The organism is Bacillus sp. FSL K6-3200 (assembly GCF_038630485.1).
GTDB classification, from domain to species: Bacteria; Bacillota; Bacilli; order Bacillales; family Bacillaceae; genus Bacillus; species Bacillus safensis.
On record NZ_CP152032.1, the window covers coordinates 1,238,866 to 1,262,313 of the forward strand.

The 23,448-nt window shown below is 39.1% G+C and carries 27 protein-coding genes and 1 pseudogene; 8 read left to right on the top strand and 20 right to left on the bottom strand.

The features are described from left to right. Window positions 1-126: 126 nt before the first annotated feature. Window positions 127-291: pseudogene (locus tag MHI60_RS06150) on the top strand (DUF255 domain-containing protein); the annotation flags it as partial. A gap of 81 nt (window positions 292-372) precedes the next feature. Here the strand turns inward: MHI60_RS06150 and MHI60_RS06155 are convergent. After that, window positions 373-825, bottom strand: coding sequence for a MarR family transcriptional regulator (locus tag MHI60_RS06155; RefSeq protein ID WP_060698015.1), 453 nt, complete (start codon window positions 823-825; stop codon window positions 373-375). Between the two features lie 142 nt (window positions 826-967). On the opposite strand from MHI60_RS06155, the gene MHI60_RS06160 reads away from it, so the two are divergent. The 7 genes from MHI60_RS06160 (at window position 968) to MHI60_RS06190 (ending at window position 7,681) form a co-directional block, all read left to right on the top strand. Beyond that, window positions 968-1,402: a GNAT family N-acetyltransferase gene (locus MHI60_RS06160; protein ID WP_095407593.1), complete on the top strand. Its 435-nt coding sequence runs from the start codon at window positions 968-970 to the stop codon at window positions 1,400-1,402. Between the two features lie 10 nt (window positions 1,403-1,412). Continuing rightward, entirely contained in the window at window positions 1,413-2,015 is a 603-nt protein-coding gene (locus tag MHI60_RS06165; protein ID WP_144486026.1) for a YitT family protein, read from the top strand. A gap of 130 nt (window positions 2,016-2,145) precedes the next feature. Continuing rightward, window positions 2,146-2,307: a DUF255 domain-containing protein gene (locus MHI60_RS06170; RefSeq protein ID WP_095407591.1), complete on the top strand. Its 162-nt coding sequence runs from the start codon at window positions 2,146-2,148 to the stop codon at window positions 2,305-2,307. A gap of 29 nt (window positions 2,308-2,336) precedes the next feature. Next, on the top strand, window positions 2,337-4,223 hold the full coding sequence (locus MHI60_RS06175) for a thioredoxin domain-containing protein (protein WP_144486028.1): 1,887 nt from the start codon (window positions 2,337-2,339) through the stop codon (window positions 4,221-4,223). A 152-nt stretch (window positions 4,224-4,375) separates the two neighbouring features. Next, window positions 4,376-5,146, top strand: a complete 771-nt coding sequence (locus MHI60_RS06180) for a SurA N-terminal domain-containing protein (RefSeq protein WP_144486030.1) — start codon at window positions 4,376-4,378, stop codon at window positions 5,144-5,146. 226 nt (window positions 5,147-5,372) lie between these two features. Beyond that, the gene (glpT, locus tag MHI60_RS06185) at window positions 5,373-6,707 is read left to right on the top strand and encodes a glycerol-3-phosphate transporter (protein WP_024424430.1); all 1,335 of its coding nucleotides are present in this window, start codon (window positions 5,373-5,375) and stop codon (window positions 6,705-6,707) included. 92 nt (window positions 6,708-6,799) lie between these two features. Beyond that, a complete protein-coding gene (locus MHI60_RS06190) occupies window positions 6,800-7,681 on the top strand; it encodes a glycerophosphodiester phosphodiesterase (protein WP_144486032.1) in 882 nt (293 codons plus the stop codon). A gap of 39 nt (window positions 7,682-7,720) precedes the next feature. Here the strand turns inward: MHI60_RS06190 and MHI60_RS06195 are convergent, their stop codons facing one another. The 19 genes from MHI60_RS06195 to MHI60_RS06285 all read right to left on the bottom strand — a co-directional run bounded on the left by MHI60_RS06195 (window position 7,721) and on the right by MHI60_RS06285 (window position 23,293). Next, complete coding sequence (locus tag MHI60_RS06195) at window positions 7,721-9,109, bottom strand: amino acid permease (RefSeq protein ID WP_024424432.1); 1,389 nt, start codon at window positions 9,107-9,109, stop codon at window positions 7,721-7,723. Window positions 9,110-9,654: 545 nt separating this feature from the next. Next, on the bottom strand, window positions 9,655-10,164 hold the full coding sequence (locus MHI60_RS06200; protein ID WP_144486034.1) for a hypothetical protein: 510 nt from the start codon (window positions 10,162-10,164) through the stop codon (window positions 9,655-9,657). Window positions 10,165-10,186: 22 nt separating this feature from the next. Beyond that, on the bottom strand, window positions 10,187-10,696 hold the full coding sequence (locus MHI60_RS06205) for a stage II sporulation protein M (RefSeq protein ID WP_144486036.1): 510 nt from the start codon (window positions 10,694-10,696) through the stop codon (window positions 10,187-10,189). Beyond that, on the bottom strand, window positions 10,674-11,282 hold the full coding sequence (locus MHI60_RS06210; RefSeq protein ID WP_144486038.1) for an ATP-binding cassette domain-containing protein: 609 nt from the start codon (window positions 11,280-11,282) through the stop codon (window positions 10,674-10,676). The genes MHI60_RS06205 and MHI60_RS06210 overlap by 23 nt, the downstream gene beginning before the upstream one ends. After that, window positions 11,272-12,759, bottom strand: a complete 1,488-nt coding sequence (locus MHI60_RS06215; RefSeq protein ID WP_144486040.1) for a hypothetical protein — start codon at window positions 12,757-12,759, stop codon at window positions 11,272-11,274. Before MHI60_RS06215 ends, MHI60_RS06210 begins: the two co-directional genes overlap by 11 nt. A 43-nt stretch (window positions 12,760-12,802) precedes the next feature. Further along, window positions 12,803-13,102, bottom strand: coding sequence for a circular bacteriocin, circularin A/uberolysin family (locus MHI60_RS06220; protein ID WP_144486042.1), 300 nt, complete (start codon window positions 13,100-13,102; stop codon window positions 12,803-12,805). A 743-nt stretch (window positions 13,103-13,845) separates the two neighbouring features. Beyond that, window positions 13,846-14,451, bottom strand: a complete 606-nt coding sequence (locus MHI60_RS06225; protein WP_144486044.1) for an ABC-2 transporter permease — start codon at window positions 14,449-14,451, stop codon at window positions 13,846-13,848. Next, a complete protein-coding gene (locus MHI60_RS06230) occupies window positions 14,435-15,310 on the bottom strand; it encodes an ABC transporter ATP-binding protein (protein ID WP_144486046.1) in 876 nt (291 codons plus the stop codon). The genes MHI60_RS06225 and MHI60_RS06230 overlap by 17 nt, the downstream gene beginning before the upstream one ends. 5 nt (window positions 15,311-15,315) lie before the next feature. Then, complete coding sequence (locus tag MHI60_RS06235) at window positions 15,316-15,687, bottom strand: GntR family transcriptional regulator (RefSeq protein ID WP_003217079.1); 372 nt, start codon at window positions 15,685-15,687, stop codon at window positions 15,316-15,318. A 161-nt stretch (window positions 15,688-15,848) separates the two neighbouring features. Then, the gene (locus MHI60_RS06240) at window positions 15,849-16,976 is read right to left on the bottom strand and encodes a DUF418 domain-containing protein (RefSeq protein ID WP_144486048.1); all 1,128 of its coding nucleotides are present in this window, start codon (window positions 16,974-16,976) and stop codon (window positions 15,849-15,851) included. A gap of 153 nt (window positions 16,977-17,129) precedes the next feature. After that, complete coding sequence (locus MHI60_RS06245) at window positions 17,130-17,324, bottom strand: hypothetical protein (protein ID WP_144486050.1); 195 nt, start codon at window positions 17,322-17,324, stop codon at window positions 17,130-17,132. Window positions 17,325-17,481: 157 nt separating this feature from the next. Next, window positions 17,482-17,997, bottom strand: coding sequence for a HEAT repeat domain-containing protein (locus MHI60_RS06250; RefSeq protein ID WP_144486052.1), 516 nt, complete (start codon window positions 17,995-17,997; stop codon window positions 17,482-17,484). Window positions 17,998-18,016: 19 nt separating this feature from the next. After that, complete coding sequence (skfF, locus tag MHI60_RS06255; RefSeq protein ID WP_144486054.1) at window positions 18,017-19,438, bottom strand: sporulation killing factor system integral membrane protein; 1,422 nt, start codon at window positions 19,436-19,438, stop codon at window positions 18,017-18,019. Further along, a complete protein-coding gene (locus MHI60_RS06260; RefSeq protein WP_144486056.1) occupies window positions 19,431-20,153 on the bottom strand; it encodes an ABC transporter ATP-binding protein in 723 nt (240 codons plus the stop codon). The genes skfF and MHI60_RS06260 overlap by 8 nt, the downstream gene beginning before the upstream one ends. 224 nt (window positions 20,154-20,377) lie before the next feature. Continuing rightward, on the bottom strand, window positions 20,378-20,788 hold the full coding sequence (locus MHI60_RS06265) for a RidA family protein (RefSeq protein ID WP_144486058.1): 411 nt from the start codon (window positions 20,786-20,788) through the stop codon (window positions 20,378-20,380). A 102-nt stretch (window positions 20,789-20,890) separates the two neighbouring features. Beyond that, window positions 20,891-21,655, bottom strand: coding sequence for an ABC transporter permease subunit (locus tag MHI60_RS06270; RefSeq protein ID WP_144486060.1), 765 nt, complete (start codon window positions 21,653-21,655; stop codon window positions 20,891-20,893). After that, window positions 21,652-22,569, bottom strand: coding sequence for an ABC transporter ATP-binding protein (locus MHI60_RS06275; RefSeq protein WP_144486062.1), 918 nt, complete (start codon window positions 22,567-22,569; stop codon window positions 21,652-21,654). The genes MHI60_RS06270 and MHI60_RS06275 overlap by 4 nt, the downstream gene beginning before the upstream one ends. A 14-nt stretch (window positions 22,570-22,583) precedes the next feature. Beyond that, the gene (locus tag MHI60_RS06280) at window positions 22,584-22,775 is read right to left on the bottom strand and encodes a PLD nuclease N-terminal domain-containing protein (protein ID WP_144486064.1); all 192 of its coding nucleotides are present in this window, start codon (window positions 22,773-22,775) and stop codon (window positions 22,584-22,586) included. Window positions 22,776-22,936: 161 nt separating this feature from the next. Continuing rightward, complete coding sequence (locus MHI60_RS06285) at window positions 22,937-23,293, bottom strand: DUF2200 domain-containing protein (RefSeq protein WP_144486066.1); 357 nt, start codon at window positions 23,291-23,293, stop codon at window positions 22,937-22,939. Window positions 23,294-23,448 lie beyond the last annotated feature (155 nt).

The window sequence follows — 23,448 nt, forward strand, 5'->3', positions numbered from 1 at the left end:
TTATAGCCCTTGATTTTTTTCATTTTAGGAATACCTTACAGACAAATGATGACGGGTCTCAGCAATCTGATATATTAAATGGAGAAAAGAGAATACTTAAAAAAACATTTAGAAAGAAGGTGACCCATGCCAAACAACGAAACACCCAACCCACTCATCCATGAAAAATCACCCTACCTCCTTCAGCACGCCCACAACCCAGTTCACTGGTACCCGTGGGGGCAAGAAGCCTTCGACAAAGCCAAGCGTGAAAATAAACCGGTGCTAGTCAGCATTGGTTACGCCACTTGCCCCTGATGCCATTACATATTTTTATGGAAGGGACTATACCACATAATGTGCTCTAAAACTTTTAAAGTTTAAATTTGTACTTTAGTAGTCCCTTTTGTTTCCCTTCTTCACATTTTCCCAATCCCGTTCTACATTTTTCCTGACTCTGTGAAGAAGTTTAAAAATGGTTTCCTTTTCCTCAGGTGAAAAATCAGAACAGGCCACTTTCGTAGAATGTTCTTCTTCTTTTTTTAAAAAAGGATAAACTTTTTTCCCTTTCTCAGTCGTGAACAGCTTTTTTATTTTTTTATTCTGTCTGTCCGGCTGTTTTTCAATCAATCCCTGTATTTCCAATTTCTTGATTGCCCGCGCAGCCGTTGTTCGGTCAACTTTTATCATTTCAGCCAATTTATCTTGTATAACACCGGGGTTTTCGTATATACGTACAAGATAGAGATACTGCCCTCTCGTTAAGTCCAAATCTTTAAATTCAATATTGCTTATGGAATCTAAAGCTCTTGCTATCATGCCGATCTCTCGTAAAATGTCGTTCACACCCAAAACTCCTCACATGTTTTTTGTTGCAATTACACCTATTTTTTGTTGCAATTACAACGAAAATAATTTAACCTTACTTTTATAAGAACACACGCGTGCTATAGAGTCCAGACTAATATCAGAAAAGGATTGGTAAATAATGATTATAAAAAGAATAACAAATGAAAATGATTTACATGTTGCTCAAGATATTAGAAAATCGGTATTCATTGAAGAACAGCAAGTACCTGAATCCGATGAGTTCGATCAATTCGATACACTCAATGAACAATGCCAGCATGTCTTGGTATATCATGAGAATCAGCCTGTCGGCACAGGCCGTGTGCGCATCGTTGATCATACAGGTAAACTGGAAAGAATCTGTATCCTAAAACCTTATCGTAAGTATGGTTTAGGCAAAATCATCATTGGAGAGCTGGAAAAAATCATGCAAGAAAAAGGCATTTCTAAGATTAAGCTGCATGGGCAAACACATGCAGAAGGCTTTTATAAAAAACTGGGCTATCAAACTACTTCAGATGAATTTATGGAAGACGGAATTCCACACATCTTAATGACAAAAGAAATATCTTGAAATACAAATCATGTCTAATAAAAAGAAGTATGTTTATTACGGACTAGGTATATTCGTATTAAGTTTAGGCATTTCTTTAACAATACAATCAGGACTAGGTACTTCCCCATTCGATGCCCTTTTGGTTGGCCTTTCCAAAGAAGTCGGTCTTACCGTAGGAAGCTGGGAGGTCCTTATCTCTGTCATTATCTTACTCTGTAACTCTATATTAACAAGAAAAAAACCTGTTTTATTAGGTTTGATTACAGCATTCGTGACTGGAATAGGCATTGATCTGTGGTTGTTCCTCATAAAACATGTCATCTACACAAGCATGTGGTTTAGCAAACTGACGTGTTTCGGAGTTGGTTTGGTATTCATTGGTCTTGGAACAGCCATCTATCTTCAAACAAAATTTGCATCAACGCCTATCGATCATTTAACACTCATTATTCGAGATATTTCAAAAAGAACCCTCCTATTTTCAAGAACAGTATTGTATGCTTTTTTCTTATTTTTGGCTTATATATGTAAAGGTCCTATCGGTATCGGAACCATTTTAACTGTGTGTTTAGGAGGCATGATCCTTCACTTTTTTATGTCTATTGTTGAACGTCGCCTTTTATCCAATTGAGGTCTGGAATCACCTTATAAAAAGAAAAGAAGAGGCTAACCTTAAAAGACCTCTTCTTTTTTGATATTTGGTATATTAGATATTGGAAAGACCATACTGATAAGAAACTTTATCGAAAGAAGGTGATCCCATGCCCACTAACAATAAACCCAACCGATTAATCGCTGAAAAGTCGCCATACCTTCTCCAACACGCCTATAACCCAGTCAACTGGTACACATGGTCAGACGAAGCATTTGAAAAAGCGAAACGTGAAAACAAACCTGTTTTCGTATCGATTGGGTATGGGTAGCTAAAGGAACTTGTCACTGGTGCCACGTCATGGCACACGAAAGCTTTGAAGATCAACAAGTCGCTGACATCTTAAATGAGCATTTCATTTCAATCAAAGTCGATCGTGAGGAGCGTCCAGATATCGACTCGATGTATATGTCTGTTTGTCAGATGATGACGGGGCAAGGCGGCTGGCCGTTGAACGTGTTTGTCACGCCAGAGCAAAAGCCTTTTTATGCTGGGACATATTTCCCAAAAAGAAGTGCATACGGGCGTCCTGGCTTCATCGAGGCACTGACACAATTGCTGGATGCGTACCATAACGACCGAGATCATATTGAATCATTGGCTGAGAAAGCGACAAATAATCTGCGGATTAAAGCAGCAGGGCAGACAGAAAACACACTGTCTCAAGAGGCAGTTCACAAAGCCTATTATCAGCTCATGAGCAGCTTTGATACGCTGTATGGCGGATTCGGTTCCGCGCCAAAATTTCCTGCACCTCATATGCTCTCATTTCTGATGCGCTATTACGAATGGACTGGACAGGAGAACGCGTTATATGCGGTCGCGAAAACGTTAGATGGGATGGCAAATGGCGGTATATACGACCATGTTGGGTCAGGCTTTTCTCGTTATTCGACGGATGAAAAATGGCTTGTGCCGCATTTTGAAAAAATGCTGTATGATAATGCCCTGTTGATGGAAGCTTACACAGAAGCGTATCAGCTCACCTCAAAACCTGAATATAAAAAGCTTGTCCAACGCCTGATCCAATTTATTAAACAAGAGATGATGAATTCTGGCGGCTCCTTTTATTCAGCGATAGATGCAGATTCTGAAGGGAAAGAAGGGCAATATTACGTCTGGTCAAAAGATGAGATCATCACCCATTTAGAGGAGGAGCTTGGCGCTTTATTTTGCGAAGTCTATCACATCACAGAAGAGGGGAACTTTGAAGGGGAAAACATCCCTCATACCATTTCCACCTCTTTTGAGGACATCAAGGCCTCTTTTTCGATCGACGATAAAACCCTTCGGTCAAAGCTGCAAGAAGCCCAGCATATCTTACAATCAGTCAGACAGCAGCGACCCGCGCCGCTTGTCGATGACAAGGTGCTCACATCTTGGAATGCGCTGATGATCGCAGCTCTCGCCAAAGCAGGAAAGGTCTTTGATGCAGAGGAAGCGATCCATATGGCGAAGCAGGCGATGTCTTTTCTAGAAACACATCTTATTCAACATGAGCGGCTCATGGTCCGCTACAGAGAAGGTGACGTGAAGCATCTCGGCTTTATCGAGGATTATGCACATATGCTAAAAGCCTATATGTCTTTATACGAAGCGACCTTTGAATTAGATTGGCTGGAAAAAGCCTCAGCCATTGCTGAGAACATGTTTGAGCTGTTTTGGGACAAGGAAAAAGGGGGCTTTTTCTTCTCGGGATCAGATGCGGAATCGCTCCTCGTTCGAGAAAAAGAAGTGTACGACGGTGCTATGCCTTCTGGCAACAGCACTGCACTCAAGCACCTTCTCATGCTAAGCAGACTGACCGGACGTCAGGATTGGCTAGACACATTAGATCATCAGATGTTCCAAGCCTTTTATGTCGATGTCTCGTCCTATCCAAGCGGTCATACAGCGTTTCTGCAAGGGCTCTTAAGTCAATATGCAACGAAAAGAGAAATCATCATTCTCGGAAAAAACGGCGACCCTCAAAAAGAACAGCTTTTACAGGCGCTTCAAAAACGCTTCGTGCCATTTGATATCATATTGACTGCCGAAACAGGGGAAGAATTAGCGAAGCTCGCGCCCTTTACAAAAGATTACAAAACAATTGATGGAAAAACCACCGTGTATATTTGTGAAAACTACAGCTGCCGCCAGCCAATCACCGATATCGACGAAGCGATGGAACAATTATTCCACAATTGAGTTTGTCATAAGATGACTATGAGAAGACAAAATGAGGACAAACAGATAAAAAACATGTCAATCCGCTAACAAATTGTCTGTACGGTTTTATTTTTCCTAAAAAACGGTTAGAATGCGCACTAGACGTTCTCATACCGAAGGGAGAGAAAATGATGAAAAAGGTATCATACACACTCATCGCTTGTTTGTTATCTGTTGGACTTGCAGCCTGCTCGTCAAACGATGCCAAACAAGATAAGCAAAACGATTCAGCCAAAAACAAGGAAACAACACAGGCTGATCAAAAAGAGCAGCAAAAGCAAATGGAAGAAATGCAAAAGAAATTAGACGCACAAAAAATCGATGATCAAAAGGTCGTTGCGACCGTCAACAAAGACAAAATCACAGGCAGTGAATACAATAGCGCCTTATCTACCATTCAAGGCCAGCTTCAGCAGTCCGGGCAAGACCCAACTTCTAAAGAAGGCGAAAAAGCAGTCAAGAAACAAACCATTGATGCGCTCGTAGGCCAAGAGCTCATCCTGCAAGATGCCGAGAAGAAGGGGTTCAAAGCCTCTGACAAAGAGATAGATAAGCAGCTAAAGGAAGAAAAGAAACAGTTTAAAGACAACGCTCAATTCGAAGAAGCACTTAAAAAGAGCGGACTCACATTGGATCAGCTGAAAAGCGACATTGCCGACAGCATCAAATACAGCCAATATGTCGACAAAGAAATTAAATCAGCCTCCGTTTCTGAGAAAGATGTCAAAGCGTACTATGACCAATACGCAGACCAAATGAAAAAACAAAAGCAAAAAGTACCAGAATACAAAGAGGTTAAATCACAAATTAAAAAACAGCTAGAATCTCAAGAAAAGCAGAAAGAAGTACAAAAAGAAATTGAAAAACTAAAGAAATCTGCGAAAATTAATGTGTCTCTATAACCGCAGCTAAGAAAAATCCGCCATTGTGCGGATTTTTTTGTTACTCCACGAACCATTTTTCCAAATTTATGACAAAAGCCTCATCATAAACGTCTCTTCCATCCGATATGATGGGAGTACAAAAGAAAGCGCTAACAATTCTTTTGTCTCTGAAAGGGTACAGGATCAAAAGCCATTCTCGTACTTTTGCTTCAGTCAATCGGACATCTACAAAAGGAGGATCTTTATGTTCAAATGGTTTAAACCTGCTCCACATATCGACAGGCTTGATGATGCCAAAACAGATGAGACGTATAAGCGGCTGCGGCTGCAAGTCTTTCTAGGCATCTTTATCGGGTATGCGGGCTACTATTTGCTGCGCAAAAATTTCGCTTTTGCCATTCCATATCTACAGGAAGAGGGGTTCACGAAAAGTGAATTAGGCTTTGTACTCGCAGCTGTATCCATTGCTTATGGCTTTAGTAAATTCATCATGGGGATGATTTCAGACCGCTGTAACCCCAGATACTTTTTAGCTGCCGGGCTCTTTTTATCAGCTCTTATCAATATCCTATTTGTCTCATTTCCATGGGTCACGTCCAGTGTATGGATCATGTTTTTATTCATGTTCTTAAACGGCTGGTTTCAAGGCATGGGGTGGCCGCCATGCGGACGTACGATGGCGCACTGGTTTTCGGTTAGTGAACGTGGTACGAAAATGTCCATTTGGAACGTCGCTCACAATATCGGCGGAGGGATTCTTGCACCGCTTATCACATTAGGAATTGTGCTGTTTGCGACGTGGAAAAGTATCTTTTTCTTCCCTGCCATCATTGCCATTATCGTCTCCTTCGTGATCATTCTTCTCGTACGGGATACCCCGCAATCCACTGGTCTTCCGCCAATCGAGGAATATCGAAATGACTATCCGGCACAAAACTATGAGGATCAAGAAAAAGAATTAACAGTGAAAGAGATTTTATTTAAATATGTACTCAACAATAAATTCCTATGGTATATCGCCATTGCTAACGTGTTTGTGTACTTTGTTCGTTACGGTGTCGTTGACTGGGCGCCGACCTACTTAACAGAAGCAAAGGGCTTTTCACCAGAGCATTCACGCTGGTCTTATTTTCTTTATGAATATGCAGGCATTCCCGGTACATTATTGTGCGGCTGGATCAGTGACCGCTTCTTTAGAAGCCGCCGCGCACCAGCTGGCGTCATCTTTATGGCCGGGGTGTTAATTGCCGTTCTTGTTTACTGGCTAAACCCTGCAGGCAATCCAATGGTCGATAACATTGCCCTTATCAGCATCGGCTTTTTGATTTACGGACCTGTTATGCTCATTGGGCTTCAAGCCATTGATCTCGCTCCGAAAAAAGCGGCTGGCACTGCTGCCGGACTGACAGGCTTCTTCGGCTACATTGGCGGCTCTGCCTTTGCCAATGCCATGATGGGTGTCGTCGTAGATCACTATGACTGGACAGGAGGCTTCATTTTACTGGTTGGTTCTTGTGTGCTTGCGATTGTTTTTCTCGCCATGACATGGAATACAGGAAAGCGCGTAGAGCAAGCTTAATGAAAATCACATAAAAGATTCATATCCGCCCAACATGCTCTTTACATCTATTTCTTATGATGGAGGCAGTTACCGTAAAAGGAGGTTAAAATATGAAGAAAAGTAGATTACTTGCTTTCGTGTTGCTCTCTTTTGCTTTACTGTCTTTTGCGTGGGTGCCGGCCACCGTATCGGCACATGAACATCTTTTATCTCCAGATCGCATCTTAACCGTTGCACACCGCGGAGCATCAGGGTATGCACCAGAGCATACCCTGGCTTCCTACAAGCTCGCCACAAAGATGAATGCAGATTACCTCGAACTCGACCTTCAAATGACAAAGGATGGACATCTCATCGTGATGCATGATGAAACCGTTGATCGAACCACTAACGGAACAGGCTGGGTCAAAGACCTCACACTTGCTGAAATCAAACAGCTTGATGCTGGTACATGGTTTAACGAAGCAAATCCCGACAGACAAAATGCCAACTATATCGGACAGAGAGTCCTTACATTAGATGAGGTGCTGCGCTATTTCGGCAAACGAGAGAATTATTATATTGAAACAAAAAAACCAGACCTTTATCCGCAAATGGAAGAAAAACTATTGGCCGCCTTAAAGAAACATCACCTTCTTGGGAAACACACAAGAAAAGGCCAGGTCATCATTCAATCCTTTAGTGAAAACAGCCTGCTAAAGCTGCAGAAATTAGCTCCACGCCTGCCAAAAGTACAACTATTAGACAGAGCACAAATGGCATCGATCACAGACGATCAGCTCAACTTCATCAAAACGTACGCTGTAGGGGTCGGACCGAATTTTAGAGCATTAACACCTGAAAACGTCCAGCAGGTCAGAAGCCATGGACTCCTCCTTCATCCATATACGGTCAACAGCGAAGCAGACATGACACGTCTTCTGCAATACGGCGTTACCGGTCTTTTCACCAACTATCCAGATGTCTTTAACCGTGTAAAAGCTTCACTCTAAATAAAAAAAGCGTTGCGGTCCATCCCGCAACGCTTTTGATTATTTCACCGTTTGATCAGAAGAAGCTGTTTCAATCGGTTTTCGTTTTCCAATTCCAAATACAAAAAAGCTAAGTGCCACTAAAATCAAGAACCCAATTGCTACAATAAGAGAAATACGCGTATCCTGATTAATGAGCATAAACACAAGAACCATTAATAAAAATCCGATTGTAAGATAGTTAGAAAACGGTGCTAGCGGCATCTTGAACGGATGCTGATCAAGCGCTGCCCCCTTCGCCTTTCTGAAGCCGATATGACTAATCAAAATGACAAACCAAGGCACCATCCCAGGAAGTACACTCGCACTATACACATAGACGAAAATGTTTGGCGGAGAAACATAATTCAGGACCACTCCTATCGCTAAACCAATCAGCACAGCGAATGTCCCAAAATAAGGTACACCGTTCTTCGAAATTTTCGTAAAGAAAGCAGGCGCCTGACCATTCACACCTAATGTATAAAGCATACGGCCCGCACTGAAAATACCACTATTACAGCCGGACATCGCTGCTGTAATGACAACAAAGTTAATAATACCAGCCGCTGCTGTAATCCCGATCTTCGCAAACGTCGCCACAAATGGACTGCCAAGGGTATTCAGCTGATCCCAAGGATACACAGTCACAATGACAAAGATCGCACCGATATAGAAAATCAAAATACGCCAGATGATACTTTTGATGGCATTGGTCAGCGTCTTTTCTGGATTTTGTGCTTCACCTGCTGTAATCCCAATCAGCTCAACACCCTGGTAGGCAGCAATGACGAGCGACAATGCAAACAAGAACCCGGTAAATCCACCTGTAAAGAACCCGCCGTGCGCCCACAGATTAGACAAACCAATAGGCGTCCCGCCATTTCCAAATCCAAAGAAAATAATGCCTAGACCTGCAATAATCATCAAGATAATCGTCACAATTTTGATCATCGCAAACCAAAATTCAAATTCACCGAACGACTTAACCGAAATTAAATTGGCTGCTCCTAAAATGATCATCGCAATTAACCCTGGAATCCACGCAGGCAGCTCTGGGAACCAATATTTCATATAAGCCCCAACCGCAATGATTTCAGACATTCCGACAATGACCCACTGGAACCAGTTACTCCAAGCCGTCATATACCCTGCAAGCGGATGAATATATTGATGCCCGAATGTAGCAAATGACCCTGTACTCGGCTCAAGATATAACATTTCTCCCATCGCACGCATAATAAAAAAGATAAAAATACCACACACTGCGTACGCTAGAAGAACCGATGGACCTGTCCACTGAATGGCCTTCGCTGACCCCATAAATAAGCCAACACCGATTGTGCCGCCAAGAGCGATCATTTGAATATGGCGGGCACTTAACCCTCTCTTTAATTCCTTTTGAGCCACTTTTCTTCCCCCTCATCAACAAACAACATAAAAAGTAAAAATCAGAATTTTCATTCTGATTGAGAAACATCAATCTTTCGATGTATATTATCATAATAAATCTACCCTTAAAAAACAATTGTTTTTTTGAGGAAAACACTATTAACAAAATATTCTGACATAAAAAACCTCTCTAAATATATTATTTTTATATAAAGGATTTAGAGATTTTCAAGAGTAAGTATTTTTTCTAATAGGTGACAACAGAACAATTATAAAAAAGACATAATCAAACAGCTATCTATATGTAATATGCTATTCGATCATGCCCTCATTATATTTTTAAAACATAGTTTGCCAAGACATTACTTCTTTTTTTCTCTAGTAAGAATCTTAATGGCAAATAAAATTATTAATCCGATTAAGATCAACACGACCTCCATCGGACCAGAAATATGGCTAAACTTTAAAAAAGCAATAAGTAAGATAACGATTCCAACACCTACATAAAAAATCAGATCCGAATTTCTCTTTGATGACATAAATTAAATCCCCTTTTTGTACTTTTAAATAAACACAGACAAAGATTTATATACACAAATGACAACCGCAATCAAAATGATTTGTAAAATTGGTTTCTTCTCAAAATACCTTAACCATACACCAACAACAACTAAACCTAGATAAAAGAATGGATTGAAGAAGATATTCGATGGGAAATTTTCTATTGTTAATTTATTTGCGTTTGATAAAGCAATAGTTTTTATCACTTGGTTTAGATTCAAAATGAGATTAAATAAGCTAGCGATGAAAAAACTTTTCATTATACTTATTCTAATATTCATCATGACAGAGCTAATATGAATGAGTAAAGAAACAATCACAATATCAATGAATGATGCTAAAATTAAAAGTACAATTGTCATTACTATCACAGTATTTTCCCCTACATTAATTGATGACTCTTGTAACAAAGGGGCAGAAATAGCTTCTGTAATGTAAAGCGACACTATGAAATGAATGATGATAATTAAGCTCCAGATAAATAGCAATGAAAGCTTCTCTTTTTTTAACATGTTCATCTCCTTAAGACATACACTATAATAAAAATTCAACTAAAGCAGCCAAAAATAACAACACTGTCCCATAAATAAAGTTTTTGATCACTGTATAAACATCTTTCCAAAAGTCAAACTTGTTACCTAAAACAAAGTATTTTAAAAATAAAATCATTGGATAAATACCAATTTTAAAGAAAAAGTAGATTGCAGGAAGCTCAATCACTCCATGCAAAATATGATAAAAAATGTATCCAACATCATGACCTAATAAGAGGGCTCCCTTCATTGTCACTCCAAGCAAGTATGCATTTGAAGCGATAAGAAAGGTAGTAAGTAAGCCTGCTGTGACGACGCCAGCGACAAGAACCATACAGTATAAAAAATTGTTGGTAAAATAAAGGTACATACTATCCTCTACATATATGATATCTGAGGGTGCTTTTTTAGTTAATATAAAACCAATCCCCCCGAATACTACATGAAGAATGATAAATAAAAAAATGGACACTGCTGAAAGTCTAATTTTATTTATAAACAAGTTCTTCATACTGATCCTCTAAGTAAAAAACCTTATCACATATCTCTCTTAAAGTTTCGATTTGATGTGTTGAGAATACAATGGAACATTGTTTGCTTGTAAGTTCTTTAAACTTTTCAATGATTACTTTTTGACTTTTCTTATCAATACCAGTGAGTGGTTCATCTAATAATAAATAATGAATCTCTTCATTAATGAGTGCGGCACAAAGCGCTAACTTTTGTTTCATACCGTGAGAATAATGTTTAATCAATTTATCCTTATTCGGATATAGAGTATAGTCCTTTAAAATACCATGAACTTTTGAAACATCTCTTTTCTTAGAAACAGCTTGTATAAACTCAAGATATTCAAATCCTGTTAAATATTCATACGATCTAGGAACGTCGGGCACGAACACTACATTTTCCTCGACTTCTTTCGTAATGTCACCACTATCTAACTCATAAATACCTGCTATACACTTTAATAATGTAGATTTACCAGAACCATTAGAACCAACTATCGCAACAATCTCACCCGGTTTCAATTCCAAATTGATCTTCTCAAAGATCAGACTATTTCCATAACTAAAAGATGCTTCTTTAACTTGCATTTTTAATCACATCCTTCACTTTGGTATTTCTCAAATATAAGACCGCGACGACGATAATAGAAAACTGAATAACAATTAAAGTTACTATGTACTTTCCTAAATGAAAAGGCATCTCCACGTTAAAAATCTCTATAATAAAAATAAAGGAAAGCAAAACAGAGATTATGTACAAATAAACATTTTCAAACATGACTGCTTTACTGGAGTTTCCTATTTCATAGTCACTCTCAGGATTTATCTTCGGGAAAAGTATCGCACCAATGGTCGCGGCTAGCCCCATATTGATAAATACAAAAACAATTAAAAGAGCAACACCAAACATGATTGGATAAGGAATATGTAAGATGGTCATTGTGATGACACTAAAGATTACTGGTATCCCAGATAAAATTATATATAAGTAAACTTTCTGTATTAATATTTCATTTAAAGAAATGTTCCATGCAGTATTGGGTGGCAATGCAAAAAATTCAATATCAGGACTCATAACCTTTTTTAAGTAATCGGTTATAAAATTAGAGAAAGCCACAGCTATAAATATGATGGATACTATAACATAAGAATTATTCTTCAAAATTAATTTAACTAACATCGGAATAGTTGCTAATGAACATACATGCAGAACATATAAATATTTTAAAAACTTTATTTTATTATGGTAAGTCCTTTTTAAAAGCAAGATATCTTTGTTAAAGAAAATCAACTTTATAAACCCTTGCCTATACTGATCAACAGCTTCTTTTGTATTTACTTCTTCTTTACCAATTTTCCGAACCAACTTATAATAGTGAAGTATCATAGACAGAATAAACAGAACCGAACAGACGATGAACAGTTCCGTCAAGATGTTGAATATATCAAATTGTAAATGATTATAGATTTGGATAATTTCCGACTTAAAAAGATGTAAAATTGATAACAATACAATATAGACAGTAAAACATACTAAAATGAGCTTTAATAGTCGCACATTTTGGCCATGTCCTTTTTGAAAGTAGCTTTTATAAAACTGATAAGAAGAAAGATTCATCACTGTTAAAATTATTAATATCACTATTAGCAACAAAGAGATGATTCCTATTAGATGTCCAATCATGAACATAGGCAAACAAAATATCAAGAAAAATTTCAGTATAATTTTACCTAAATAGTAAAAATAAACCTGCCAATAAATTCTTCTATATGATTCTGTTCTATTCACAACGATATTTTGATGTAAAGTGTAAACTAAATAATTTTTTGCAGGAAAATCTCTCGCATCAATAATTGCTAAGAAGCAACCTATAGTACTGATTAGTGATATGTCTAATAATCCAGCCTTTAAAACAAAAAATAAGCTAATACCTATAGCTGGGTAAATGATTAAGTATCTCATAAATAGAAATAAATATGCAGCACTACCTAACCATTGAGGTAATGATGCTTCATCTATTTTCTTTCTAAAATACATTTTTTCAAATATTAAAGCTAACCTCATATAATATCACCTAATATAGAGTAATAGGGGGAGAAGACAAAGATTAGTAGTTAATTACTGCTTTTCTCCCCTGCGCTTTTGCTATTGCCTTTAAAGCCCCAATAGCTCCAGCTAAAGCAAGCCCTACGCCTGTAGTTGCTCCAACAATACCAATAATAGTTGCGACTGTTCCACCTGCCATAATAAGATCTGCAATTGTTTCAGCTGTACTTATTTCAATACCAAGCTTCGCTACTAAAAAGTTTTGACTAACACTGATGAAAGCAACAGACGTTACTACGATTGTTGCGATTATTGATATAAAACCAAATCCGAATAGTTTTTGACGTGTCGATAAACCCATAAGTATTCCCCTTTTCTTTGATTATTTTCTCCCCCTTATTTATATTTTGTCACTTAAATTGTATAATTTCAACATTACATACAAAATATATAATAAATAGTAAAATAAAACCATTATATTCAACCTATTGATGAAAGTAAAATAAGGATAAAGACTATGTTAGCAATAAGATAAAACGCAAAAAATAAATCAAAAGCCCTTTAAATCATTTCGTCAAAAAGACTACCTGCACATAATTACAAAACTTAGGTTTCAAAAAACTTTGATGTTCAACTCACAGTTACCTTGTATAATATCTACAAATGCTTTAACACCAAATAGTTAATTTCGATTAGTTCTATTAGGTGGTTCATATTAAAAAAACTCGTAAAGAAACAAGATTCTCTACGAGCTGATACCGTTTCACACGGTCTTCTCAAGTTAAAACTGTAAATTCATAGGAACATCCGACAATATCAATCCTCCACCATATTGATCATTGTAGATGTCTTTTCGTCCATTTCCTCAATTCGAATCCCGTCTACCCATACCGTTCCCTTGCCGCCGAACAGCACTCTAAAATAAAGGGATTCACTGTGAGAAGGGAAATCTAAGACAATTGCATATTAATTTGATTCCATTCCATAGAACCAGTCACAGGTGGATTCTCACTAACATCTTCTTGGTCTATAAAACAAAACACTACGAGCGTTTTGTTTTATATTGCGATCATGATCAACATAAAGCAGCTTCTGCTATTTTTCCTAAAACACTTTCCTCTGGTAAATCGCAGTAGAAAGTCCCCAAGACAGCAAGTAGAAGAGCATAATCAGCACAGCTGACCCCGTATATAAAACAGGAATCGATAAGTTCATGATAAAATCAGTGATCCCACTGAATTGCTCTGCTAAATAGAGAACAACAGGCGGTCCCATAGCAGATAATACGATAAAGCCAATGATCACTGCCGTTGTGATATAACCAGGCTTTAAGATATAAAACAATGGAAACGTACACGCCGCGAACAATAAAAACAACCCGCTGCCAATCGCAATATCTGACAGCGAAAACAGCTTCCCAAACACAAATAATGCACCACTTGTCAGCACGATCGCAATACTCATATAGAAAATGGCGCCAAGATAACGTGATGCGATAATTTCTTTACGTGTATAGGGCAAGGAGTTTAATAGAATATTCGTTTCTGCCTTTTCATCATACGCATATGTGTTAAATGGAATGAAAACACTAGCGACTAGAAACGTCAATACTGGATGAACATCCATGAAAATAAAAAATAAGATAAACGGAATAAAAATAAGTAACTGCTTCTTTTGCAAAATAACATCACGCTTAATTAAATGAAACATGCGCAACCCCGCCTTTCAAATAAAACATGATATCCTCAAGCGACGCCGGTTCAATCACAACAGCATCCCCAAAAATAAGTTTCACCTCATCAATCCGATCTGTTAACGCTTCAAATCCGGCTGCCGTACGCTGAATATGGACAAACGCCTTTTCTGTGTCTCGATCCAATAACTCCAGGCTTCCTTTCACAAGCGCATAACTTTCTGCCACTTCATGAATCGACTGTTGAAAGACCAATCTTCCATTTTGTATAAACGCAATATAATCTGCGATCCGGTCTAAATCAGTCGTCACATGCGTCGAAAAAAAGATCGTCCGATCTCCATCAATCATCAATTCTTGTAACGTGCTGAGCAGCTCTCTTCTAAAAACCGGATCCAAACCAGCAGTTGGTTCATCCATGATAATCAGCTCTGCATGATGCGACAGCGCAATCGCAAGTGACGCCTTCATCTGCATCCCTTTTGAAAATGTTTTGATCGCTTTATTCAGCGGCAGACCAAACTGTTCAATATATTGATCAAAAAGCTGGTCATCCCAGCGTTTATAGGCAGGAGCCACAATCCGTTTGATGTCCTTTAAATTCAACCCTGGAAAGAAAACATTGGCATCGTAAACAAATCCGATTCTTTCCTTAATCTCTTTTTCATGAGTTTGATAATCCAACCCAAAAACCTTTATGTCACCTGAATCGGGTTTTAACAAATTCATGATCATTTTAATGGTAGTCGACTTACCCGCTCCATTCTCTCCAATAAACCCTGTGACAAAGCCTTTCTTAACCTGTAAATCCAGATCCTGAACGGAAAAATCTTTGAATCGTTTCGATACTCCTTTGAATTCAATCACATGCTCCACTCATCTCACTCCTCATATAAAAACTTTAATAACTGCTGCAATTCATCAAAAGATAAACCTAATTCTTTCCCGTTTGTGACAACGGCTCCGAGCTGTTCCTCGATCACCTTCAATTTCTTCTCTCTCATGACCTCTAGGTTTTGCTCAGCAACAAATGATCCCTTACCAACAATCGAATAAATAAAACCTGCCTTCTCTAACTCTTCATATGCTCGCTTTGTTGTGATAACGCTGATTTGTAAATCCTTCGCCAACTTTCGAATAGACGGCAGTGCCGCACCTTCCGCCAGCTCCCCCGTTAAAATCATCGATTTGATTTGATTCGTAATTTGCTCATAAATGGGCTCCTTAGAGTGGTTTGAAATCGTAATTTGCATATAAAAACCTCTTTTTTCTGTACTGGTGTTTGGAACGGAATATTGTATATACACTATATATACATTATATACACACTAAAAGAATAATCAACCATTTTTTGATTGCAACTCAACTAAAAAAACCACACAGCTCTTCAGCTATGCGGTCTTCCCCGAAAAATTTATCTCCAATACACCCATTTTCCCATCATCCACTCCACCGGACCTCTTCTCCATTTTTTCAAATAGAGATAGCTGATGAACAGCTGTGCAGTATACAGTCCGAGAGCTAGTAGCAGTCCAAACATTGACCCCATCTCTCCAAATAGACCAAGTCCATAAGAATAGAAAATTGTTGTACAAATGATCGACTGCGCCAAATAGTTTGATAGGGACAAACGACCAAGCCCTGCAAGCAGACGTTTAAGGCCTTGGGCTGCTTTCGAATAGTAGAATACAATAAAAGCTTGAATATACCCGATCGCCAACACATATCCACCGAAAATCATAACAAATTCACTCCAAGGCGCATCAATAAACGTTGCACATTTTAGTGCAAGCCCAACGACAATCATCCAGACCCAGCCTTTTCGATAGGCCATACCTCGATCTTCTTCTGTCAGATGTCCACGTTTACCAATCACCATACCTAGCAATGCGAACGGCCCCACCATCATCGTACCGAAAAGAAACCCTAGTATCGGCATAAGCGTAATGGTCACGATCGCCAGAATGATGGTCACAATCAGCATATCGTCTTCAACCGTAACCCGGCTGAGCAAAATATCCCCATACGCTCCCTTCGCATACACATCAGTTAAAAGTTCATCGCTCCCATAAACGAGTTTCATCATATATGGCACAACAACTAAAGACAACGCCCCTAACACACCCGACCAAATCAGCATTGTTTTAATCCGGCTGCTCAAAAACATCATCAAGAAAAACGTACAAGCTCCATAATAAAGAAGAATGTCACCGTTCCAAATAAAGATGTAATGCAGCATCCCAAGCACAATAAGACCAAAACCTCGGCGAACGACAATGGCATTCGTATTCAGTCCCTTAGCCTTCGTCGATTCAATCAGCTTGATAAAAGAATACCCAAACAAAAAGGAAAAAATAGGATAAAAAGACCCTTGGAACAAAATTTCCGTCACATATACACCAAATTCCTGTCCCCAAAAACTCGAATCAAACATTTTCTCAAAATCATAATCATATTGAAAATTAAGCATATTCACAATCAAAATACCTAATAAACTAAAACCACGCAAACTATCAATAAACTCAACCCTAGATCCCTTCAACTCGACAGCTCCTTCGGACAATATAAAGATAAAGCATATTTATCCTACCACACTTTTAAAAAAATGGTTTCCATCCCCATGTGAAAAAGTTCGTTTTAAGGTAAATTTAATAAAAAAACCTAGAATCTATATTCTAGGTATCATACTGAATACTTATGACTTATGACTTTCTTCTTCTCGCAGCACACGCTTCAAATAAAACAAAATTCCCAAACCGAATAAAATCAACGACATTTCCCAGTCTGCAGAAATCGGCAACCATTTCAGCATTATTAAAATCAGCAAAACCACTCCAACACCTGCGAAAAAAATGACGTTTCTTTTTAATTCTTTGTTTGATTGAAACAACACTCTCTCCTCCTTGATACTTACTAACCAATTGAATGTTTTTCTAACCAGTCGGTATCTCCCATTTTCCGACCTATTAACTGCCCCTAAAAACTCCTTTGATCTGAAGGGTAAATCCAAGGAAGATTCTCAGGCCAGTTGAGTTTCTGCGTTTCCACTATTCATCCCCCTTTTCCTTTAGCTGAAAAGCAATAATCTTCCCTAAAGCTTCCTCTGCAGCAAAAGGAGTAACGCTGCCTGTTGGATTTTCTTGTTCTTGTTTTAAGCACTCGTACATGTTTTTTTCAATTTTTGATGGATCAATCCAAGAGATACACCATGATGCCCAGAAACAAGTAGGTCCCTCATAATGTTTAGCCAGTGCCAGAAGGAATGGCAAGCTAGGCTGCCCAATCCTCATGAGTGACATGGCAGCGGCCATTCTTGTATCTTCTTCGTCACTTTCTAATAGCCGAGCTAGCGGTTCTGCTGCGTCCCCCGCATCTGCTCCAAATTCACCAAGTACAGCTGCTGCAATGTTCCGCAGAGAGCCTTTTTCTTTTAAAGCCTCAACAAGGACGGGCACTGCATCTTTTCCATATTTTCTTAAATCTCCTATTGCTTGAACGATCGTTACTTCATTTGTATTGGCCAATTGTTGAACTGATTGAGATAACTTATTTTCTGGTTTCATTTACAATCAACTCCTCTTTTTAATGAACCGCACGGTATCGATAACAAAGCACATAAAATCCAGCCCCAGCCGCTAGAGATATAATTGTAGTCAACAAGCCATCAGTGATGAGATGAATACTAATAATGACCATAGCACTGATCACAGACGCAAATAGCAAGGATCGATAATAGGCGGCCAAAGCAAAACTCATTTCTCGTCTCAGAGGCTGCATAAAGGCAAAGAGTCGTATGGCCAAAATCCATATATAAACTCCTCCACCAAATAAGGTCCAATACAAAACATCCTGAATCTCAACCAAATAAAGAGAAATCAAGTAGAAAGCATACAGCCAAAAGGTTTGAAACACCTCTAACAGAATGATTTTTTGATATAAAACGCCTGGAAAAAGGTAAAGCGCTCCTGTTTGCGCGTGTCTTACAATCCCTGCATAATATGAACTAAAAAGAACGGATGCCGCGATGACGATCAAGAATAGATTCAGCCAATCTAAAAAATAAGTAAAGACAACATAGTAAGTACCAATTAACAGCATAGTAGATAGTACATGGAAAATCATATATTTTTTTATCAGCAATAATTCAATCCAAAGAAAAGCCCAGCTGCCCGTTAATGCCGGAAGTCCCCACCATGTCCTGCTCTTTTTTTGAACGATTGGACTTGATTGAATATGTTTCCCCTCAAATTTCTCCCAAAATACTGCCTCCTTGACTAAAGACTCCTTCATTTCTAAACGATGACTAGCCTTGTACATCATCATGAAGGATAGAAACATCACTCCAATAAAAATGAAGACAGAAAGAATGGAGAACTCTTCGATCATACGTCCAGATTGAAACATCAAAGAATCAGCAAAGTTCATCAACGAGGGCTGTTTCATCATTAATTGATTCAAAACAAGCAGTGCATAGCTGAAAAACATCAATACAAAGCCGAGTAAGAGCAGTCGCTTGTATACTCTAATGCTTCTAGCACAAGACACCGCAATCATCCAAGTTTCAACCAAACATAACAGCCCTGTCAGGATAAGTGATTTGCCAAGCAGAAACGGGTACTGCTGCGTCATAAAAAACAGAAGAAGGTCCGCAGCCAAAGCAGAGATAACGAGAAGAGCCCCTCGCCAGAAAATGTGATACATCCACACACTGATAACAACCGTCCATAAAGAAGCGCCATTTCCATATAACCAAATGATATCGTTCATCTGACTAGGCAGCCGATTCGTAAACAAACCAAAACCCGTATAAAGAACAAACAAACAGACAATGATCCATCCTGCTGCGCTTGTATCCCAATCACCCATACTTAAAACTGCGCTTAGCTGAAAACCAATTGCCGCTATGAAAAGAAGTAAGATCAGAAAAGGCATTTTCTTTTCTTGATTTTTATTGATCAAGCGCCTTTGAGATTTCATCCATAAAAGGGAGAGTGTGTTATTCACTTGACCACTCCCCCAAAAGTTGAATAACTTCTGCCCTCCACTCAACCTGTTCTTCCTTTAATTGAGGAACACCCATACTCTTCATGATGGCACCGTCTCGAATCAATACAACCCTGCTAGCCGTATCAAGGACAAACTCCAGACTATGAGTCGACACAAAGACCGACCCACCTTGACTGCTTTTTTGTCTCAGCCAATCCGACAGCCACTGTTTTGATGGAATATCTAACCCGACAGTCGGTTCATCTAATATAAAAAGGGAGGCATCTTGAACAATGGCTCCTGCTAAGACGACACGCTGCTTTTGGCCTCTTGAAAGCCTTCCGCACAGTTCATTCATCTTCTCTTCCATATGTACTTCTTTCAACGCTTCATATACCTTTTCCTTGATCTGTTTTAAGCCTTTATGATATCCACGTGCCCGGAATTGAACATGTTCAGCAGCCGTTAAGTCTGGATACAAATATGGCTGATCTGGAATAAGAGCTACTTGTTTTTGGACATGGGCATGACCAGGCGGGAAACCCTCTATGAGAATTTCCCCTCCATCTGGTTTATATAGACCTGTTACACACCGAATCGTTGTCGTCTTCCCGGCACCATTAGGCCCAAGCAGTGCCACAACCTCACCTGCTTCGATGGAAAATGACAGACCCTCTATCCCATCACCATTGCTATATCGTTTACTTACATTCTGAACCTCCATGAACGGCATCAAATCTCTCCTTTTGATTAGAGTGATGTATGCTTATCTATGGTGTGTTATAAAATCAAAAACAAATGTCATTAGACCCACTAATTCATTACCCTAATATTACCATATAGAGGATAACAAGGTAATAGAAATGAGATAATCTATTCTATAAACAACGGAAAAAGAAATTATATTATGTACAAAATAAAAAAAGATTGGGTTGCAGTATCCCAATCTTTTATCTATTAAACCGCTCCATCAACTAAAACGATCTCCTGACACGCCCAAGCATCCACCTCTACCTTAAAAGCAGGAGAAGCCAATGCCACGACATAAATCATCGTCATACAAGGCAGATGATCGCCTAAAAACTGCCCCATGATTCGTTTTCTGCTCTCAGCATCGAACTCTCCTACGAGATAAAATACTAATTTCGTTATATCTTCCACGGCCATATCTGCTGCTTCTACGTTTCGTTTCACATTCTCTAACGCTAGTTCAAGCTGCTCCATCGGGCTCTCTGGAATTGTCCCGTCCGCCTCCATCCCCACCTGACCTGATAGAGTTAACCACCGCTGTGGTCCGGTTGTTTCTATCTGATGTGTATATGGCGCAACTGGCGGATGAATGGTCTCAGGATTACGTGATGTTCTCATAAATAAAAACCCCTTTTCTGAAAATGCAGTTAATTTTTATCATCATATCAAATTTTCAACCGTATTCAGATTTTTATGCTCAAAGTAGACCTGAAGATACTGCTATAATTCTTGTCTTCTAAAAAGAAACCATCCGATAAGAAAAAAGAAACCAATCAATACCGATACACCTAGAAAACTTGTAAGTGCCTGATCCGAATAAGTCCCTTTATGAATCATCTCTTCGGCTGCACTTGTCACGCCTTTAGGCGCAAACTTCCCTATTGTCTCTTCATAAAATGAAGGAACGGTAAACAGAATAAGGTTGATCAAAAGCGACACACCGCCAGCTGTGACAGAACGTTGAAAGAACGCCGAAGCACAAATGGTCGATACTACAATCAGCAATAAATTTGGATAATAAAGAAGTGTTCCTTTTAACACATTGACCCAATCCACATGACCAAATTGAATGTCCACATAATAAACAGAGGCAAGCACCGCCACCACCAAACTAAACAAAGTCAAACAGGCATAGGCGCATATTTTCGAGACATAGTAACTCGTTCGACTGATCGGTTTCACCATAATCATCGCGGTCACTCCAGAGGCACGCTCTCCAGCGATCGTCCCCATCACGATCATAATCAGGATAAACACACCTAGCGAATCAAATTTACTCAATGCACTCGCCAAAGCCTCTCCTGCACTTGGCTCTGGTATATAAAATGTAGACCCTTCAGGTAAATTAGCTGATTTCGATAGAAGATCCGGAAGCATTTTGAGCGTAATAGGCTGCGTAATCATTAAAATCGTAAAAATAATAGGAACAAATAAGATTTTATAGCTAGTAAATAACTCCCTAAATTCCTTTTTCAACATCATCATGCATTCACAACCTTCATGAAAATATCTTCAAGCGTCAGCTTAGATAGTCGATAAAGGAGGAGAACACCGCCAGATTCAGTGATGAGACGAGGCAGCTCCTTCAATGCTATTTGTTGATCGTTTACTCGCACCTGATAAGCATCTCCTGTCTCAAAGCATTCCTCCACCCAATCCCGCTCTTTTAACAAAGCCACTAGTTTCGTATTCTGTTGTTCTAATTGAAATTCAATCACTGGCTGAATATAGTCTTCTTTGATCTGTTTCATGGAAGAAGACATCTCAATTTTGCCACTGTTGATCATGATAATATGATCTGCCACACGTTCAATGTCATCTAAAATATGGGTAGACATAAAGATCAACATTTCTTGTTTCAGACGCTCGATCAATGTCAGAACATCTTTTCTCCCCATTGGATCAAGTGCAGACACAGGTTCATCCAAGATGAGAACCTTCGGGCTGTTGATAAGCGCTTGCGCAATGGCAAGCCGTTGCTTCATTCCTCCGCTATAGCTGCCAATGGCACGATCCTTCGCCTCATATATGCGGCAAAGCTTCAACAGCTCCTCTGTTTTGGAGCGAATGATTTTTTTCTCTAAATGAAATAACCCGCCAACCCAATGCATCCACTCCTGCCCCGTCATATCCTGATAAAATGCAGGATGCTGCGGACAATACCCTATCACATGACTGATTTGATCCATCTCCTTTGTGACATCCAAACCAGCCACCTTCACGACCCCAGAAGTAGGACGAGCAAGCCCTGTGAGAATCCGGATCGTCGTTGTCTTCCCCGCTCCATTGGCTCCTAAAAAGCCAACACATCCAACCTCCCCAACAGAAAACGAAACATCTTTTAAAACTTCATTCGGGCCATACGATTTCGTCAGCCCATAACACTCCAACATATTCAAGCGAATCCCCCCTACTAAGAATGTTTACGACCAAAAATGAAATACACAATAGGACCGACACTGGCCACAAACACAATCACCAACGCCCAAACCCACTTCACCTCTCCTCTAATTCTCGATGGATCTCTTTTCAACAAATCAAACAAACCAATCACCATCAAAATCGCTTGCAGCAAAATAAGAGGTAAAATCATTTTCACATCCATCCACGCCACTCCTTTTCAAACGCCAATTTGTTTTGGTATTACTTCTTTTGACGACATGAAGAGAGGATTCGTTCAAACGGATTTTATTTTTATCGATCGATTGATCTATAAGATAGAAAAAAGCCCAGTGAAGGTTAGTTCACTGGGCTTGCTTGTTATTCTCATGATGAACCTCGCAAAATCTTTTCCATCTTCTTTCCTTTCGCTAACTCATCAATCAGCTTATCCATATACCGAATGTTTTTCATGGTTTCTTCCTCAATGTCCTCTACCCGAACACCACAAATGACGCCTTTGATTAAACTGCGGGAAGGATGAAGCTCAGGAGCCTCAGCAAAAAAAGTTTCCATGTCTATCTGTTTATCTACCTGTTTCTGCAGCTCTTCTGGACTGTACCCTGTTAACCAACAAATAATCGTATCGACTTCAGCCTTTGTTCGTCCTTTTCTCTCTGCCTTTGCGATGTAGAGAGGATAAATTTTTGCAAAGCTCATTGTGTAAACTTTATGTTTAGTCATGAGTTATTCTCTCTTCCTTTTTTATATATTAGCTATTAGCTTGTATTGCTTGCGCAAGGTTTGTTTAGCAATGTACTTACTCATGATAACCAGGCTATTAATACAACTTAAAAACGTTCTGAAAACTGTAGCCTTCTAATATTGTACCCTGAATC